The sequence below is a fragment of the Pseudomonas sp. B21-054 genome, assembly GCF_026016345.1.
Classification (GTDB): Bacteria; Pseudomonadota; Gammaproteobacteria; order Pseudomonadales; family Pseudomonadaceae; genus Aquipseudomonas.
On sequence record NZ_CP087204.1, the window covers coordinates 5,824,157 to 5,840,389 of the forward strand.

General features: G+C 60.6%; 12 protein-coding genes and 1 pseudogene. 11 read left to right on the plus strand and 2 right to left on the minus strand.

Annotated elements, in window-relative coordinates:
- The 9 genes and pseudogenes from folK to LOY70_RS25295 all read left to right on the plus strand — a co-directional run bounded on the left by folK (position 1) and on the right by LOY70_RS25295 (position 11,641).
- Positions 1–486: a 2-amino-4-hydroxy-6-hydroxymethyldihydropteridine diphosphokinase gene (gene folK, locus LOY70_RS25255; RefSeq protein WP_265030328.1), complete on the plus strand. Its 486-nt coding sequence runs from the start codon at positions 1–3 to the stop codon at positions 484–486.
- Positions 487–839: 353 nt separating this feature from the next.
- Positions 840–1,640 carry a 3-methyl-2-oxobutanoate hydroxymethyltransferase gene (gene panB, locus LOY70_RS25260; RefSeq protein ID WP_025215515.1) on the plus strand — a complete coding sequence of 267 codons (801 nt, stop codon included), beginning with the start codon at positions 840–842 and terminating at the stop codon, positions 1,638–1,640.
- A complete protein-coding gene (gene panC / locus LOY70_RS25265) occupies positions 1,637–2,497 on the plus strand; it encodes a pantoate--beta-alanine ligase (protein ID WP_265030329.1) in 861 nt (286 codons plus the stop codon). The genes panB and panC overlap by 4 nt, the downstream gene beginning before the upstream one ends.
- 30 nt (positions 2,498–2,527) lie before the next feature.
- Positions 2,528–2,908 (plus strand): aspartate 1-decarboxylase, encoded by a 381-nt coding sequence (panD, locus tag LOY70_RS25270; RefSeq protein WP_003228271.1) that lies wholly within the window; start codon positions 2,528–2,530, stop codon positions 2,906–2,908.
- A gap of 350 nt (positions 2,909–3,258) precedes the next feature.
- On the plus strand, positions 3,259–4,923 hold the full coding sequence (gene pgi, locus LOY70_RS25275) for a glucose-6-phosphate isomerase (protein ID WP_265030330.1): 1,665 nt from the start codon (positions 3,259–3,261) through the stop codon (positions 4,921–4,923).
- 200 nt (positions 4,924–5,123) lie between these two features.
- Positions 5,124–7,061, plus strand: coding sequence for an acetate--CoA ligase (gene acs, locus LOY70_RS25280; RefSeq protein ID WP_265030331.1), 1,938 nt, complete (start codon positions 5,124–5,126; stop codon positions 7,059–7,061).
- A gap of 213 nt (positions 7,062–7,274) precedes the next feature.
- Positions 7,275–8,291 (plus strand): class I SAM-dependent rRNA methyltransferase, encoded by a 1,017-nt coding sequence (locus LOY70_RS25285; protein WP_265030332.1) that lies wholly within the window; start codon positions 7,275–7,277, stop codon positions 8,289–8,291.
- Between the two features lie 119 nt (positions 8,292–8,410).
- Entirely contained in the window at positions 8,411–11,344 is a 2,934-nt protein-coding gene (locus tag LOY70_RS25290; RefSeq protein WP_265030333.1) for a DUF748 domain-containing protein, read from the plus strand.
- Between the two features lies 1 nt (position 11,345).
- Positions 11,346–11,641, plus strand: a pseudogene (locus LOY70_RS25295) (DUF2845 domain-containing protein).
- 335 nt (positions 11,642–11,976) lie between these two features.
- On the opposite strand, the gene LOY70_RS25300 reads toward LOY70_RS25295, so the two are convergent.
- Positions 11,977–12,330 carry a BON domain-containing protein gene (locus LOY70_RS25300; RefSeq protein ID WP_265030334.1) on the minus strand — a complete coding sequence of 118 codons (354 nt, stop codon included), beginning with the start codon at positions 12,328–12,330 and terminating at the stop codon, positions 11,977–11,979.
- Positions 12,331–12,655: 325 nt separating this feature from the next.
- The gene (locus LOY70_RS25305; protein ID WP_265030335.1) at positions 12,656–13,087 is read right to left on the minus strand and encodes a pilin; all 432 of its coding nucleotides are present in this window, start codon (positions 13,085–13,087) and stop codon (positions 12,656–12,658) included.
- Between the two features lie 225 nt (positions 13,088–13,312).
- Between LOY70_RS25305 and pilB the strand changes: the two genes are divergently transcribed.
- Entirely contained in the window at positions 13,313–15,013 is a 1,701-nt protein-coding gene (pilB, locus tag LOY70_RS25310; RefSeq protein ID WP_265030336.1) for a type IV-A pilus assembly ATPase PilB, read from the plus strand.
- A gap of 2 nt (positions 15,014–15,015) precedes the next feature.
- The gene (locus tag LOY70_RS25315; RefSeq protein ID WP_265030337.1) at positions 15,016–16,233 is read left to right on the plus strand and encodes a type II secretion system F family protein; all 1,218 of its coding nucleotides are present in this window, start codon (positions 15,016–15,018) and stop codon (positions 16,231–16,233) included.

Consider the following 16,233-nt stretch of genomic DNA (forward strand, 5'->3'; position numbering starts at 1 on the left):
ATGGAGCGCATCTACATCGGCCTGGGCAGCAACCTGGCCGAACCCGCCGAACAATTGCGCAGTGCCGTCCAGGCGCTGGCGCAACTGCCCGACACCCAGCTGGCGGGCGTTTCAGCGTTCTATCAAAGCGATTCCCTGCTACCCGGCCAGCCGCGCTACACCAACGCGGTCGCGGCATTGGACAGCCGACTGGCGCCGCTGGACCTGCTCGATGCGCTGCAAGCCATCGAGACCGGGCAAGGTCGCGAACGCCTGGAGCGTTGGGGCCCGCGCACCTTGGACCTGGACATCCTGCTGTTCGGCGATCGCCTGATCGACGAGCCCCGCCTCAAGGTCCCCCACTACCACATGCAGGCCCGGGCCTTCGTGCTGTATCCCCTGGCGGAACTGGCACCCAGCGACCTGCGCCTGGCCGACGGACGCTTGCTCAAGGACCTGCTTGCCGCGTGCCCGTTTGCCGGCCTGGAACGCCTGCCTCCCCACTGACGAAAACCATCCCCTGTGGGAGCGAGCTTGCTCGCGATAGCGGTGGATCAGTCAATGTAAATGTTGACTGATAAACCGCTATCGCGAGCAAGCTCGCTCCCACAAGGGTTCAGCGCCAGGCAACGGCCCCCAAGCTGAAACGCATCAGTAACCGCGGTAACACCCGCCGGTAACACATCCAATTGACTTCCCGGCAGCGCCTCACGACTATAGGCGTCCCGTAGCCGCCAACGCGGCGTTAAAGGGCGCAATCCAGGCCTTACAAGCACCACGCATAGAGGGTGCGCCTGTATAGATGACGATTCATGCGCGTTACTCGCAGTAGCTCTAGAGCGCCTAATGAGGACTTTTTCATGCCAGCTATTACCCTGACCACGCTGCAAGGTCTCAAGCAAAAAGGTGAGAAAATCGCCATGCTGACCTGCTATGACGCAACCTTCGCCCATGCCTGCAACGAGGCCGGTGTCGAAGTGCTGCTGGTGGGCGATTCCCTCGGCATGGTGCTGCAAGGTCACGACAGCACGCTGCCGGTGACCACCGCCGAGATGGCCTACCATGTGGCCGCCGTCAAACGCGGAAACACCGATGCGCTGATCCTCGCCGACCTGCCGTTCATGGCCTACGCCACCCTCGAACAAACCATGACCAACAGCGCCATGCTGATGCAGGCCGGCGCCCACATGGTCAAGGTCGAAGGCGCATTGTGGCTGGCCGATTCGATTCGGCTGCTGGCCGAGCGCGGTATCCCGGTATGCGCGCACCTGGGCCTTACGCCCCAGGCGGTGAACATTCTCGGGGGCTACAAGGTTCAGGGCCGCAATGAGAACCAGGCCCGGCAGATGCGCGCCGATGCCATTGCCTTGGAACAGGCTGGCGCCGCGATGTTGCTGCTCGAATGCGTACCCAGCGAGCTGGCGGAAGAAATCACCCAGGCGGTGAAGATCCCGGTGATCGGGATCGGCGCCGGCCACGCCACCGACGGTCAGGTGCTGGTCCTGCACGACATGCTCGGACTGTCGATCACCGGTCGCGTGCCCAAGTTCGTGAAAAACTTCATGGTTGGGCAAACCTCCATCCAGGCGGCCCTGAGCGCCTACGTCGCGCAAGTCAAGGCGGCAACTTTCCCAGGCGTTGAACACGGATTCTCGGCATGAACACCGTCAAAACCGTACGTGAACTGCGGGCCGCCGTGGCCCGTGCCCGCGGCGAAGGCAAACGCATCGCCTTCGTGCCGACCATGGGCAACCTGCACAGCGGTCATGTGGCGCTGGTGACCAAGGCGGCGCAGCGGGCCGACTTCGTGGTCACCAGCATTTTCGTCAATCCGCTGCAATTCGGCGCCGGCGAAGACCTGGACAAATACCCTCGCACCCTCGCGGCCGACCAGGAGAAACTGCTTCAGGCCGGCTGCCACCTGCTGTTCGCCCCCAGCGTCGAAGAGATGTACCCCGACGGCATGGCCGGGCAGACGCGGGTCAGCGTCCCGCAGTTGTCCGAAGGCCTGTGCGGCGCCAGTCGCCCCGGGCATTTCGAGGGCGTGGCAACGGTGGTCAGCAAGTTGTTCAACATGGTCCAGCCCGACTTGGCGGTGTTTGGCCAGAAAGACTTCCAGCAACTGGCGGTGATTCGCGCGCTGGTCCATGACCTGAACATGCCGATCCAGATCATCGGCGAACCCACCGTGCGCGCCGAGGATGGCCTGGCGCTGTCGTCGCGCAACGGCTTCCTCAGCCCAGAGCAACGCGCTATCGCGCCCGTGGTCTACCGCAGCCTGAGCCAGATTGCCGAGGCGATCCGCCAGGGGCAACGGGATTTCCCCGCGTTGGTTGCCGAGCAGATCAAGCAACTCGAGGCCGCCGGCCTGCGTCCTGATTACCTGGAAGTCCGTCACGCCAAGACCTTGCGCCCGGCGTCGAGCGAGGACCGCGACCTGGTGATTCTGATAGCAGCATTCCTGGGCACCACGCGGTTGATCGACAACCTGCACCTGGACCTCGACGCCCCCGTCTGAACGTCGCCAATCAAGCTGAAGGAACCCCCCATGCACGCCATCATGCTCAAGGCCAAGCTGCACCGCGCCGAAGTCACTCACGCCGTCCTCGATTACGAAGGTTCCTGCGCCATCGATGGTGAATGGCTGGACCTGTCGGGGATCCGTGAGTACGAACAAATCCAGATCTACAACGTCGACAACGGCGAGCGCTTCACCACCTATGCCATCCGTGGCGAAGAAGGTTCGCGGATGATCTCGGTCAATGGTGCCGCAGCGCACAAGGCCAAGGTCGGTGACCGTGTCATTATCTGCGCCTACGCCCATTACAGCGAAGCCGAACTGCTCAACTTCAAGCCCCGCATGCTGTACATGGCCCCGGGCAACGAGCTGAGCCACACCAGCAACGCCATCCCGGTTCAGGTTGCCTGATCGATACACTTCCATTGTAGGAGCGAGCTTGCTCGCGAGGGTGGTAAGTCAGTTGATAGCGTTTTCGACGGACACACCGCTATCGCGAGCAAGCTCGCTCCCACAATGAGTAAATTCGTGTAAGGAAGATGCCTTTACTCTTCCGTCTGTCGGACCATTCCCGGCCTGTGTGTATAAAAAAGTACCGGGAACCGGTCTGACAAAGTCAAGACAGATCGCAACGCGAGGTTTACTGTAGTCGCCCTGCGCCCAAAGATCGTGTCGACGCAGTTGTCCGGACGCCCACCGTGGGTCGGGCCGGAGTTTTTAGTGTACAAAAGGTCGTTCAAGTAAAAAGGAAACCCGCAGCGATGGCGTATTACCGAACCCCTCATGACGTGACCGCTCTGCCTGCCTGGCAAGCGCTGAATGACCACCGCAAAGCCATGCAGGATTTCAGCATGCGCGAAGCGTTCAATGCCGATCCACAGCGTTTCAGCCAATTCACCCTGTCGAGCTGCGGCTTGTTTCTCGACTATTCAAAAAACCTGATCAACGCCCAGACCCGCGACCTGCTGGTGAGCCTGGCCAATGAAGTCGACCTCAAGGGCGCCATCAAGTCGCTGTTCGAAGGCGAAATCGTCAACGCCTCCGAAGGCCGCCCAGCGTTGCACACCGCCCTGCGTCGACCGGTGGGCGATAAACTGCAGGTCAATGGCGTCAACGTGATGCCGGACGTGCACAAAGTGCTGAACCAGATCACCGATCTGGTGGGCCGCATTCATGACGGCCTGTGGCGCGGCTACACCGAGAAACCGATCACCGACGTGGTGAACATCGGCATCGGCGGTTCCTTCCTCGGCCCGGAGCTGGTGTCCGAAGCGCTGTTGTCCTACGCGCATAAAGGCGTTCGCTGCCATTACCTGGCGAACATCGATGGCAGTGAGTTCCACGAACTGACCATGAAGCTGCGCGCCGAGACCACGCTGTTCATCGTCTCGTCGAAATCCTTCAACACCCTCGAAACCCTGAAGAACGCCCAGGCCGCTCGCGCTTGGTACCTGGCCCAGGGCGGTTCCGAGGCAGAGCTGTATCGCCATTTCATCGCGGTATCGAGCAACAACGCCGCCGCCGTGGCCTTCGGCATCCGCGAAGAAAACATCTTCCCGATGTGGGACTGGGTTGGCGGGCGTTACTCGCTGTGGTCGGCCATCGGCTTGCCGATTGCCCTGGCCATCGGCATGTCGAACTTCAAGGAATTGCTCTCCGGCGCCTATTCCATGGACCAGCACTTCCAGAGCGCACCGTTCGAACAGAACATGCCGGTGCTGCTGGCGCTGCTGGGCGTGTGGTACGGCAACTTCTGGGGTGCGCAAAGCCACGCGATCCTGCCGTACGACCATTACCTGCGTAACATCACCAAGCATTTGCAGCAGCTGGACATGGAATCCAATGGCAAGAGCGTGCGCCAGGACGGCACCCCGGTGTCGACCGACACGGGTCCAGTGATCTGGGGCGGCGTCGGTTGCAACGGCCAGCACGCTTACCATCAGTTGCTGCACCAAGGCACCCAGTTGATCCCGGCCGACTTCATCGTGCCGATTGTCAGCTTCAACCCGGTGTCCGATCACCACCAGTGGCTGTACGCCAACTGCCTGTCCCAGAGCCAGGCGCTGATGCTGGGCAAGACCCGCGTCGAAGCCGAAGCCGAGCTGCGGGAGAAGGGCGCGAGCGAAGAAGAGGTGCAGAAACTGGCGTCTCACAAGGTGATCCCGGGTAATCGTCCGAGCAACACCCTGGTGGTCGAGCGCATCAGCCCGCGTCGCCTTGGCGCACTGGTGGCGCTGTATGAACACAAGGTGTTCGTGCAAAGCGTGGTCTGGGGCATCAACGCCTTCGACCAATGGGGCGTGGAGCTGGGCAAGGAGCTGGGCAAAGGTGTCTACAACCGTCTGGTGGGCAGCGAAGAAAGCCCGGCCGAAGATGCCTCGACCCAGGGTTTGATCAACTACTTCCGCGGGCGTCATCGCGGCTGATCGCAGGTCGCACTTCAGGTACTGACCTTTGTGGGAGCGAGCTTGCTCGCGAGGGCGGTGGATCAGTTGACACTCATGTTGACTGACACACCGCCCTCGCGAGCAAGCTCGCTCCCACAGTTGTTTGTGCATGACTTGAACCCTCCCGCTACTCGGCGCATCTTTATGACTTGTCGCAAAAACAAGAATAAGGAACCGTCATGTTCGATATCAGCCAGTACCCCCAAGCCGATGCCGTCCGCCGGGCGGCGCAACTGAGTCAGGACGAGTACAAGCGGCTCTACAAGGAATCCATCGAACACCCCAGTGCCTTCTGGGGCGAGCAGGCCACGCGCTTTCTCGACTGGATGACGCCCTGGCAAACCGTCCAGCGCTATGACCTCAGGACCGGCGACGCCAAGTGGTTCGCGGGCGGCAAGCTGAACGTCAGCGCCAATTGCATCGACCGGCACCTGGAAACACGTGGCGACCAGACGGCAATCATCTGGGAAGGCGATGACCCCGCCGAATCGGCAGAAATCACTTACAAAAAACTTCACGATCATGTCTGCCGCCTGGCCAACGTGCTGAAAAGCCGTGGGGTGAAGAAAGGCGAGCGGGTCTGTATCTACATGCCGATGATTCCGGAAGCGGCCTACGCCATGCTCGCCTGCACCCGTATTGGCGCGGTGCATTCGGTGGTGTTTGGCGGTTTTTCACCGGACTCCCTGCGCGACCGGATTCTCGACGCCGATTGCCGCACCGTGATCACGGCCGACGAAGGCGTGCGTGGCGGGCGCTTCATACCGCTCAAGCGCAACGTCGACAAGGCGCTGGAAGGCTGCCCGAACGTCAGCACCGTGCTGGTGGTCGAGCGTACCCAGGGCGAAGTGAACTGGGTCGAGGGTCGTGACCTGTGGTACCACCAGGCCATGCACGACATGAGCAACGACTGCCCCCCTGAGCCGATGGACGCCGAAGACCCGCTGTTCATCCTCTACACCTCCGGCAGCACCGGCAAACCCAAGGGCGTGCTGCACACCACGGGCGGTTATCTGCTGCAAGCGGCGATGACGTTCAAGTACGTACTGGATTACCGCGACAACGAAGTGTTCTGGTGCACGGCCGACGTTGGCTGGGTCACCGGCCACAGTTACATCGTCTACGGCCCGTTGGCCAACGGCGCCACCACGCTGATCTTCGAAGGCGTACCGAGCCACCCCAGTAGTTCGCGCTTCTGGCAAGTGATCGACAAGCACCAGGTCAACATCTTCTACACCGCCCCCACCGCCCTGCGCGCGTTGATGCGCGAAGGCGCCGGACCGCTGCAGGAAACGTCCCGCAAAAGCCTGCGATTGCTTGGCAGTGTCGGTGAGCCGATCAACCCGGAGGCGTGGGAATGGTATTTCAACGTGGTGGGCGAACAGCGCTGCCCGATTGTCGATACCTGGTGGCAGACCGAAACCGGCGGCATCATGCTCAGCCCGCTGGTGAGTGCCCCGAGGCTCAAACCCGGCTGCGCGACCCGGCCGATGTTCGGCGTGCAACCGGTGTTGCTGGATGAAGTCGGCAAGGAAATCCACGGTGCCGGCAGCGGCGTGCTGGCGATCAAATCCAGCTGGCCGGCGCAGATTCGCAGCGTCTACGGCGATCATCAGCGAATGATCGATACCTACTTCAAGCCCTACCCCGGCTATTACTTCACCGGCGACGGCGCTCGCCGCGACGAAGATGGCGACTACTGGATCACCGGGCGCATTGACGATGTGATCAACGTCTCCGGGCACCGTATCGGTACCGCCGAGGTGGAAAGTGCCCTGGTCCTGCATGACAACATCGCCGAAGCAGCGGTCGTCGGTTACCCCCACGACCTCAAGGGCCAGGGCATCTATGCCTTTGTCACGCCCATGAACGGTGTGGAGGCCAACGACGAGTTGAAGAAAGAATTGCTGGCCCACGTCAGCAAGGAAATCGGCAGCTTCGCCAAGCCGGAACTGATCCAGTGGGCACCGGCGTTGCCCAAGACCCGTTCGGGCAAGATCATGCGGCGGATCCTGCGCAAGATCGCCTGCAACGAGCTCGACAGCCTGGGCGACACCTCGACCCTGGCCGATCCGAGCGTGGTGGAGGGGCTGATCGACAAGCGCCTGAATCGCTGATGCTTCCTGTGGGAGCGAGCTTGCTCGCGAGTGATCGCTCCCACGCTCCGCGTGGGAATGCCTCTACGGACGCTCAGCGTTCGGCTCTTGAGTGGACGCAGAGCGTCCATGGCTGCATTCCCACGCAGAGCATGGGAACGATCAGGAATCCCCCAACCCGGGTTTGCAGAACTGCTAAACTCCCGCGCCTCATTTCTCTAAGGCGCGCCCGGCATGTCTTCCTTGAATCAGGCGCTGCGCGCCGCCCTCGACCAGCGTCAGGACCTGCTCGGCCAATTGCACCTGCAAGGCACCGATTGCTATCGCCTGTTCCATGGCAGCCAGGAAGGCGCACCGGGCCTGACCGTCGACCGCTACGGCCCGCAACTGCTGGTGCAGAGCTTCCACCAATCGCTGGAGCGCGAAGCCTTGTTGCAATTGCATGGCATCGTCAACGAGCGCCTGGGCCTGGACACCCTGCTGGTCTACAACGACCGTGCCCGGGGCAATTCGCGCATAGACCGCCAGGACACTGTCTATCAAGCCGACGAAGCCGCCCTGCAAGACTTGGTCGGCCATGAATGGGGCCTGAATTACCGCGTTCGCGGACGCCATGCCGGGCAGGACCCACTGCTGTTCCTCGACCTGCGCAACGCCCGGGGCTGGGTCAAGGCACACAGCCGCAACAAAAGCGTGCTGAACCTGTTCGCCTACACCTGCGGCGTCGGCCTGAGCGCTGCGGCCGGTGGCGCGCGGGAGGTGTGCAACCTGGACTTCGCCGAAGGCAACCTGGCGGTGGGTCGCGAAAACGGCCTGTTGAACCCCGATTTGCCAGCCATGGAATTCGTGCAGTCGGATTACTTCCCGGCAATCCGCCAACTGGCCGGCCTGCCCATCAGCCAGCGGCGCGGGCAGAAACTGCCCAGCTACGTGCGCCTGGAACAACGCCAGTACGACCTGGTATTGCTCGACCCGCCGGCCTGGGCCAAGAGCGCTTTCGGCACCGTCGACCTGTTGCGCGACTACCAAAGCCTGCTCAAACCGGCGCTGCTGACCACCGCCGACGATGGCGTACTGATTTGCTGCAACAACCTGGCAAAGGTCTCCATGGACGACTGGCGCGAGCAGGTGTTGCGTTGCGCCGAAAAGGCCGGCCGCCCGGTACGCGAATGGAGCGTGCTGACCCCCGGCAGCGATTTCCCCTCCCAGGACCAACAACCGCCGCTCAAGACGCTGGTCCTCCAGCTCTAAGCCAGGCTCAGAATTCTTACGCAAAAAACGGACAAATCTCTTAAATCACAGTGGCTTCGGAACCGTAAACGCATGCCATACTCCAAGGCACTCCGAATTCACACTAGATGAAGCCGCACATGCCCAAAGGATTGATACGCGCTTTCGGCGCCCTGTTGACCGTACTGGCCCTCTACAGCCTGTTGGGTTTTCTGATTTTGCCGGGCATCGCCTTGCGGATCGCCAATCAGCAATTGGCCACGCATGCGACGATGCCGGCCCAGATCCAACGCATCGAACTCAATCCTTTCAGCCTTGAAGTCACCCTTTGGGGCCTGAATATAGGCGAACCGGGCAAGGAACAGGTCGGCTTCGAACGGCTCTACGCCAACCTGCAACTCGACAGCCTATGGTCCGGCGCCCTGCACCTGGTCGACATCGAGCTGGACAAGCCCAAGACCGAAGTCGTCTTCGCCAAGAACGGTCAGTTGAACCTGCTGAGCCTCTTCAAGTTGCCCCCCAGCGAACCGAAGCCCGCCGATCCCGAAGCCCAACCGTTTCCGCTACGGGTCGATCGCATCAAGTTGGCCGGCGGTTATGTGCATTTCCAGGACTTGCGCCCCAGCGAGCCCATCGAATTTCTCTACGACACCCTCGATTTCGAGCTGAAGAACCTCAGCACCCTGCCCGACGACAACGCCGACATGACCCTGGTGGCCGCGGGTCCCGAAGGCGGGCAGATCGATTGGACCGGTAATTTCAGCCTCACGCCAATCGCCTCCGAAGGCACCCTCAAGGTGACCGGCGGCCAGATGAAAGCCTGGTGGCCCTACGTGCGCGATGCGGTACCGTTGGCATTGGAAAACGGCGTCCTGAACCTCAGCACCGACTACAAGCTCAACCTGGCCAAGGGCACCGAACTGCTGCTCAGCAACGCCGCGATCAGTGTCGCGCCCTTCTCCATCAAGGCGCCCGATGGCCGTCCACTGGTAAAACTCGAACGCCTGGATGTCAGTGACACCACCGTGGACCTGGCCAAGCAGCAAGTCATCGTGGGCAAGATCCGCAGCCAGAAGCTGGAGACCTGGGCCGCTCGCGAAGCGGACGGGCAACTGGATTGGCAGAAGCTCTTCGCCAGCCAACCGGCCAAGCCGCAGGTCAAGGCCGAACCGGCATCCGCCCCGGCGGCGGCCGATTCGCCAAAACCTGAACCGGCGCCTCCCAGCAAACCGTGGCAGGTGCTGTTGAAAGACGTGCAACTGCGTGACTACCAAGTGCACCTGGCCGACCGTCAGGCGCAGCCCGCCGTGGCCCTGGAGGTCGGCCCGCTGAACCTCGACCTGCAGAACTACGACACCCTCAACGGCTCGCCCTTCAGCCTCAAGCTGGACACCGGGCTGGGCAAGCAAGGCAAGATCCTGGCCGACGGCGAGGTCAACCTGAACCCGATCAGCGCCCGGCTCAAGGTCAAGACCCAGGACATCGACCTGCGGGTTGCCCAGTCGTATATCAACCCGTTCATTCGCCTGGAACTGCGCTCCGGGATGCTCGGCAGCGACCTGGCGGTAGACCTCAAGAGCACCGAGCCGCTGGCGTTCGCGGTTACCGGTCGCGCCCAGGTCGATCAGTTGCACACCCTCGACACCCTCAAGACCCGCGACTTCCTCAAGTGGCAGCGCCTGGTGCTCGAAGGCCTCAATTATCAGCACGGCGACAGCCTGTCCATCGACAAGGTCAACCTGTTCCAGCCTTACGCGCGCTTCATGATCAACGACGACCGCACCACCAACGTCGATGACCTGCTGATCCCACAACCGGCCGACAGTGGCGCAAAGAGCACTGCGGCAAAACCGAAGTCCCAGGAAAAACCGCTGGGCATCCACATCGGCGGCATCGCCATCAACGACGGTTCGGCCAACTTCGCCGACTTCAGCCTGACACCCAACTTCGCCACGGCTATCCAGCAGCTCAACGGTGAGATCGGCACCATCGACAGCCGCCAGGCCAAGCCGGCGACCGTGGACGTCAAGGGCAAGGTCGACCGCTACGCGCCGGTCACCATCAAGGGCGCGCTGAACCCCTTCGATCCGATGGCCAGCCTCGACATCGCCACCAGTTTCAAACGGGTCGAGCTGACCACCCTGACGCCCTACTCCGGCAAGTTCGCCGGTTATCGCATCCGCAAGGGTCGGCTCAATCTCGACCTGCACTACCGCATCACCAAGGGCCAGCTCCAGGCGGAAAACAAAGTGGTGGTCGAACAACTGCAACTGGGAGAAAAAGTCGACAGCCCGGATGCCGTGAGCCTGCCACTCAAACTGGCGGTGGCATTGCTGAAGGATTCCGAAGGCAAGATTTCCATCGAACTGCCGGTCTCCGGCAACCTCAACGATCCGCAATTCAGTGTCATGCCGATTGTCTGGCAGACCCTGCGCAACCTGGTGGTCCGAGCGGCCCAGGCACCGTTCAAACTCATCGGCGGGCTGGTGGCCGGTGGCGGCTCGGAGGACCTGGGCAGCGTGTCGTTCGCGGCGGGCTCCAGCGAGCTGAGCAAGGAAAACGAAGGCACGCTGCTGAAACTGTCCGAAGCCCTCGGCAAGCGTCCGGAGCTGCGCCTGGAGATCGAAGGCACCGCCGCCGAAGGCAGCGACGGCCCGCTGCTCGCCGCCCAGCGTTTAGAGCGCGAATACCAGTACAACTATTACAAGATGCTCCAGCGCCGAGGCGACAAAGTGCCAGCCCAGGCCTCGTTGCTGGAAGTGCCCGAGGATGAAAAACCACCGCTGCTCGAAGGCATCTATCGCACGCGCCTCAAGACCCAGCCGCCGGCCGAATGGACGCAATTGGATAAAAAGGCGCGTATCGAGAAACTGCGCGAAGGCGTGATCAAGTTCTGGAGCGGCAGCGACGTGCTCTTGCGCCAACTGGGGCAAGAACGGGCCAGCAGCATCAAGGACTTCCTGGTGGACAAAGGCCGCCTGGCCGACGACCGCGTGTACTTCATCGACGCCAGCCTAGGCCAGGCCGAAAGCGACGGTCGCGTGATTACCCCACTGCATCTGGATGCTGAATGACATGAAGCGTTTGTATGGGCTCAGCCTGGGTCTACTGCTCGCCGCAGGCCAAGCGACGGCGCCGATACGCTGCGTTGCGGCAGCCAGTTGATCAGCGTCGGCGACCGCTCGAGCGAAGTGCTGCAAAAGTGCGGGCAGCCTGTGGCGCAGGATGATCTGGGCTATAAACGCAGTGTCAATCGCCGGGAAGAATACCCGGTGGAAGAATGGACCTACGGGCCCAACAACGGCATGTACCAGTACTTGCGTTTCGAAGGGAACCGGCTGGTGCAGATCACCAGCAAGCGGGGGCGCTGAGCTTGTCCTTACAGAGGCGTTGAATGTGCTGCCGCCATTGCGAGCAAGCTCGCTCCCACATTGTTTTGGGTGACCGCAACATCAATATTGACCGCCATCCTCCTGTGGGAGCGAGCTTGCTCGCGATGGCGGCAACTCGATCCTACAGACTAATCCGCAACCGCTGACCCACAGATTGATCCACCCCAGAATAGAACAGGCCCCCGGCACGAATGCCGGGGGCCTGTAATGGCCACGTCCGTGTGGCCTTTCGCATGAACTCCAAAGCGACGGCAAACGTATATCTAGGCCCGCTTGCCGCGCCTTCTCCCAGTCCAGGCGAGAAGTCTTAAGCCTTATTCGGCTTTCAGGCCGTCAGCCGATACGGCTTTGACGCCTTTGATTTTCTTGGCGATCGCCACAGCGGTGTCCTTTTGTGCCTCCGTGACTTTGGTCATCGAAGATAGGGACACAACACCTTTGTTGGTTTCGACTTTGATATCAGTGCCTGGAATGCCTTTTTCGGTGACCAGGTCAGCTTTGACCTTGGTGGTGATCCAGGTGTCGGAGGTAGCTTCCTTGGCCTCTGTCACTTCGCCAGCAGCCAGCATCATTGGAGCCTGAGTTGCTTGAGTGGTCTCGGCGAATGCGCTAGCCATGGTCAGGGTCAGTGCGGTAGCAGCGGCGGCAGTGATAGCGAACTTCTTCATACGAGTAACTCCTGTTTTTCTCAAAAACTGCCGGAGGTGCATCCCGGCAGGGTTATCAGGAGTAGTGCGAAGGCTGTGCCAGTTTTGAAAAATTAATTAAATCGTTTTAAATCAATAAGTTAAGCGAAGCGGCAATTTTCATAATCATGCAAAATGCATGAACCGTTGATTCTGGACATGCAAGTTGCGGGTTTGGGTCAAATTCTAAGCTTATGAATTGCAGAGGGTTTTCAGTAAAGCCCGAAATCGTTCCCGCCGAAGTTCCCAGCAGCCATAAAAAGGGCCGCTACGCAGCCCAGATCAAATCAAATCAAGTTCGAATTCCTTAACCTCCGGTAGGAGCCGCAGCGCCACCGGTACAGCCGGCCGGCAAGAATTCCTGATCGGCATTAGAACCACACGTCCAGGCGCCTGCCGTCGAGCGGGAGAGCGTGATCGTCTTACCTGCCACGGCGGCAGGCGACTTAACCAGCTTACAAATGATAGTACCTGATCCGGCCGAAGCGGTACCCGTAACTGTAAGTTCACAATTGCTGGTAGGCGAGGTTATGTTCATGTTAGTCGTGGACGGATCAGTGCCTTGATTCATGGCGTCCTCATACGGCACCTTTAACGCAGAAATTTCCGCCAACCCCGCCGTCGCCTTGGCCCGCGCCTGATACTTGGAATATTGCGGCAACGCAAAGGTCGCCAGAATACCGATGATCGCCACAACGATCAGCAGCTCGATCAGGGTAAAACCACTCTGCTTATTCATAGACATCTCCAATGCATGAGGCGAAATCTCATGACCTGAAACGGCCGTTGCATGGCACATGCCAACCCTTTGCAACCCGGCCCACAAGGGGCCGCACCCCGTACAACACCTACGTCCTACCCCAACAACCGCACTATCTGACGTTTTTTGTCACCCTGCCCCGCTGGTTTGGCGTCGATGCTTGACTAGGCTATAAGTCATGAACTGTTCACCGCCGGTATCCCCATGACTGACATCGCCCTCAGCGGCCTGACCAAGCAATTGGTGCTGGCCGAACTGATCACCGAGCAAAGTGCGCAGCAGGCGTACCAACAGGCCCAGCGCAGTCGCATGCCCTTGGTCAGTTATCTGGTGCAAAACAAACTGGTGCAGAGCCGCCGGGTTGCCGAAATTGCCTCGGAGCATTTCGGCGTCGCCCTGCTGGACCTCAACAGCCTGGACAAGGACACCCAGCCCATCGGCCTGGTCAGCGAGAAACTGGTGCGCCAACATCACGCCCTGCCCCTATGGCGGCGCGGCAACAAGTTGTTCGTGGGCATCTCCGACCCGACCAATCACCAGGCTATCAATGACATTCAATTCAGTACCGGCCTGACCACCGAAGCCATCCTGGTGGAGGACGACAAGCTCAGCGACGCCATCGAAAAGTTTTTCGAATCCAGCAGCACGGGCCTGGAAGGCATGGGCGATGTCGACCTCGATGGTCTGGACATCGAAGCGATCGACGATTCCAAGCAGGACGCCATCGGCGGCCAGGACACCGACGACGCCCCGGTGGTGCGCTTCGTCAACAAGATGTTGCTGGACGCGATCAAGGGCGGCTCTTCCGACCTGCATTTCGAGCCCTATGAAAAAACCTACCGAGTGCGGGTGCGCACCGATGGCATGCTGCGGGAAGTGGCCAAGCCACCGATCCAGTTGGCCACCCGCATCGCCGCACGCCTGAAGGTCATGGCCAGCCTCGATATCTCCGAACGGCGCAAACCCCAGGACGGGCGGCTGAAAATGCGCCTGTCGAAAAACAAATCCATCGACTTCCGGGTCAACACCCTGCCCACGCTCTGGGGCGAGAAAGTGGTGATCCGGATCCTCGATCCGTCCAGTGCGCAAATGGGCATCGATGCCCTGGGCTACGAGCCGGATCAGAAAGACCTGTACATGGCGGCCCTCAAACAGCCACAAGGGCTGATCCTGGTGACCGGGCCGACCGGTTCGGGCAAGACCGTGTCGCTGTACACCGGGCTGAATATCCTCAACACCGTGGACATCAACATTTCCACCGCCGAAGACCCGGTGGAAATCAACATGGAAGGCATCAACCAGGTCAACGTGAACCCACGCCAGGGGCTGGATTTTGCCCAGGCCCTGCGCTCGTTCCTGCGCCAGGACCCGGATGTGATCATGGTCGGCGAGATCCGCGACCTGGAAACCGCCGAAATCGCCATCAAGGCCGCCCAGACCGGGCATTTGGTACTCTCTACGCTGCACACCAACAGCGCCGCCGAGACCCTGATCCGCCTGCAGAACATGGGCATCCCGGGCTTCAACATTGCCACGGCGGTGCACCTGATCATCGCCCAACGGCTGGCGCGCAAGCTGTGTACCCACTGTAAGAAAGCCATCGAGATTCCCGAGGAAACCCTGCTCAAGGAAGGTTTCCCCCGGGAACGCATCGGCACATTCACAATCTATGAGCCGGTCGGTTGTGAACAGTGCAACCACGGTTACAAAGGGCGCGTGGGGGTCTACGAAGTGGTCAAGAACACGCCTGACCTGCAACGGTTGATCATGGCCGAGGGCAACTCGCTGGAAATCGACCTGCAAATGCGTAAAGACGGTTTCAACGACCTACGTACCTCGGGGTTGCAAAAAGTGATGCAGGGCGTCACCAGCCTCGAGGAAATCAACCGGGTCACCAAGGATTGAACATGGCGGTCAAAGCAGTCAAAACCGATGTCTACACGTGGGAAGGCAAAGACCGCAAAGGCACGAAAATGAGCGGTGAACTGACCGGTCAGAGCCCAGCCCTGATCAAGGCTCAGTTACGCAAACAGGGCATCAACCCGGAGAAGGTACGCAAGAAATCCACCTCGATATTCAGCAAGGGCAAGCGCATCAAGCCGTTGGACATCGCCCTGTTCACCCGCCAGATGGCAACGATGCTCAAGGCAGGCGTGCCCCTGTTGCAAGCGTTCGACATCATTGGCGAAGGCTTCGACAACGCCAATATGCGCAAGCTGGTGGACGAGGTGAAACAGGAAGTCGCCGCCGGCAACAGCTTCGCGGCGTCGTTGCGCAAATGCCCGCAGTATTTCGACGATTTGTACTGCAACCTGGTGGATGCCGGGGAACAGGCCGGCGCCCTCGACACGCTGCTGGATCGGGTCGCGACCTACAAGGAAAAGAGCGAAGCACTCAAGGCCAAGATCAAGAAAGCCATGACCTACCCGGCGGCCGTGGTGGTGGTCGCGGCCGTGGTCACCGGCATCCTGCTGGTCAAGGTCGTGCCGCAATTCGAATCGGTCTTTTCAGGGTTCGGCGCACAGCTACCGGCCTTCACGGTGATGGTCATCGGCCTGTCGGAATTCCTGCAGCAATGGTGGTGGGTGGTGCTTGGCGGGTTTGTGGGGACGTTTTTTGGCGTGAAATACGCCCTCAGGCGTTCCGAGGCCTTTCGTGACTGGCGGGATAAATGGCTGCTCAAGCTGCCGCTGATAGGCACCTTGATGTACAAGTCCGCCGTGGCCCGCTACGCCCGTACGCTCTCCACCACCTTCGCCGCCGGCGTACCGCTGGTAGAGGCACTGGATTCGGTCTCGGGCGCCACCGGCAACGTGGTGTTCAAACGCGCGGTGCAGCGCATCCGCCAGGATGTCTCGACCGGCATGCAGTTGAATTTTTCCATGCGCGCCTCAGGCATCTTTCCCAACCTGGCGATCCAGATGACCGCTATCGGCGAGGAGTCCGGTGCACTGGACGACATGCTCGACAAAGTGGCGAGTTTTTATGAGGCCGAGGTAGACAATCTGGTGGACAACCTCACCAGCCTGATGGAACCCTTCATCATGGTGGTCCTGGGGGTGGTCGTCGGTGGCCTGGTGGTTGCCATGTACCTGCCCATCTTTCAACTCGGCTCTGCGATCTGA

Excerpts from the sequence above, each read along its gene's own strand:
- LOY70_RS25305 (WP_265030335.1), bottom strand. The coding sequence starts at position 13,087 with ATGAATAAGCAGAGTGGTTTTACCCTGATCGAGCTGCTGATCGTTGTG.
- LOY70_RS25290 (WP_265030333.1), top strand. The coding sequence starts at position 8,411 with ATGCCCAAAGGATTGATACGCGCTTTCGGCGCCCTGTTGACCGTACTG.
- panB (WP_025215515.1), top strand. The coding sequence starts at position 840 with ATGCCAGCTATTACCCTGACCACGCTGCAAGGTCTCAAGCAAAAAGGT.
- LOY70_RS25285 (WP_265030332.1), top strand. The coding sequence starts at position 7,275 with ATGTCTTCCTTGAATCAGGCGCTGCGCGCCGCCCTCGACCAGCGTCAG.
- LOY70_RS25315 (WP_265030337.1), top strand. The coding sequence starts at position 15,016 with ATGGCGGTCAAAGCAGTCAAAACCGATGTCTACACGTGGGAAGGCAAA.
- pgi (WP_265030330.1), top strand. The coding sequence starts at position 3,259 with ATGGCGTATTACCGAACCCCTCATGACGTGACCGCTCTGCCTGCCTGG.
- panD (WP_003228271.1), top strand. The coding sequence starts at position 2,528 with ATGCACGCCATCATGCTCAAGGCCAAGCTGCACCGCGCCGAAGTCACT.
- acs (WP_265030331.1), top strand. The coding sequence starts at position 5,124 with ATGTTCGATATCAGCCAGTACCCCCAAGCCGATGCCGTCCGCCGGGCG.
- LOY70_RS25300 (WP_265030334.1), bottom strand. The coding sequence starts at position 12,330 with ATGAAGAAGTTCGCTATCACTGCCGCCGCTGCTACCGCACTGACCCTG.
- pilB (WP_265030336.1), top strand. The coding sequence starts at position 13,313 with ATGACTGACATCGCCCTCAGCGGCCTGACCAAGCAATTGGTGCTGGCC.
- panC (WP_265030329.1), top strand. The coding sequence starts at position 1,637 with ATGAACACCGTCAAAACCGTACGTGAACTGCGGGCCGCCGTGGCCCGT.
- folK (WP_265030328.1), top strand. The coding sequence starts at position 1 with ATGGAGCGCATCTACATCGGCCTGGGCAGCAACCTGGCCGAACCCGCC.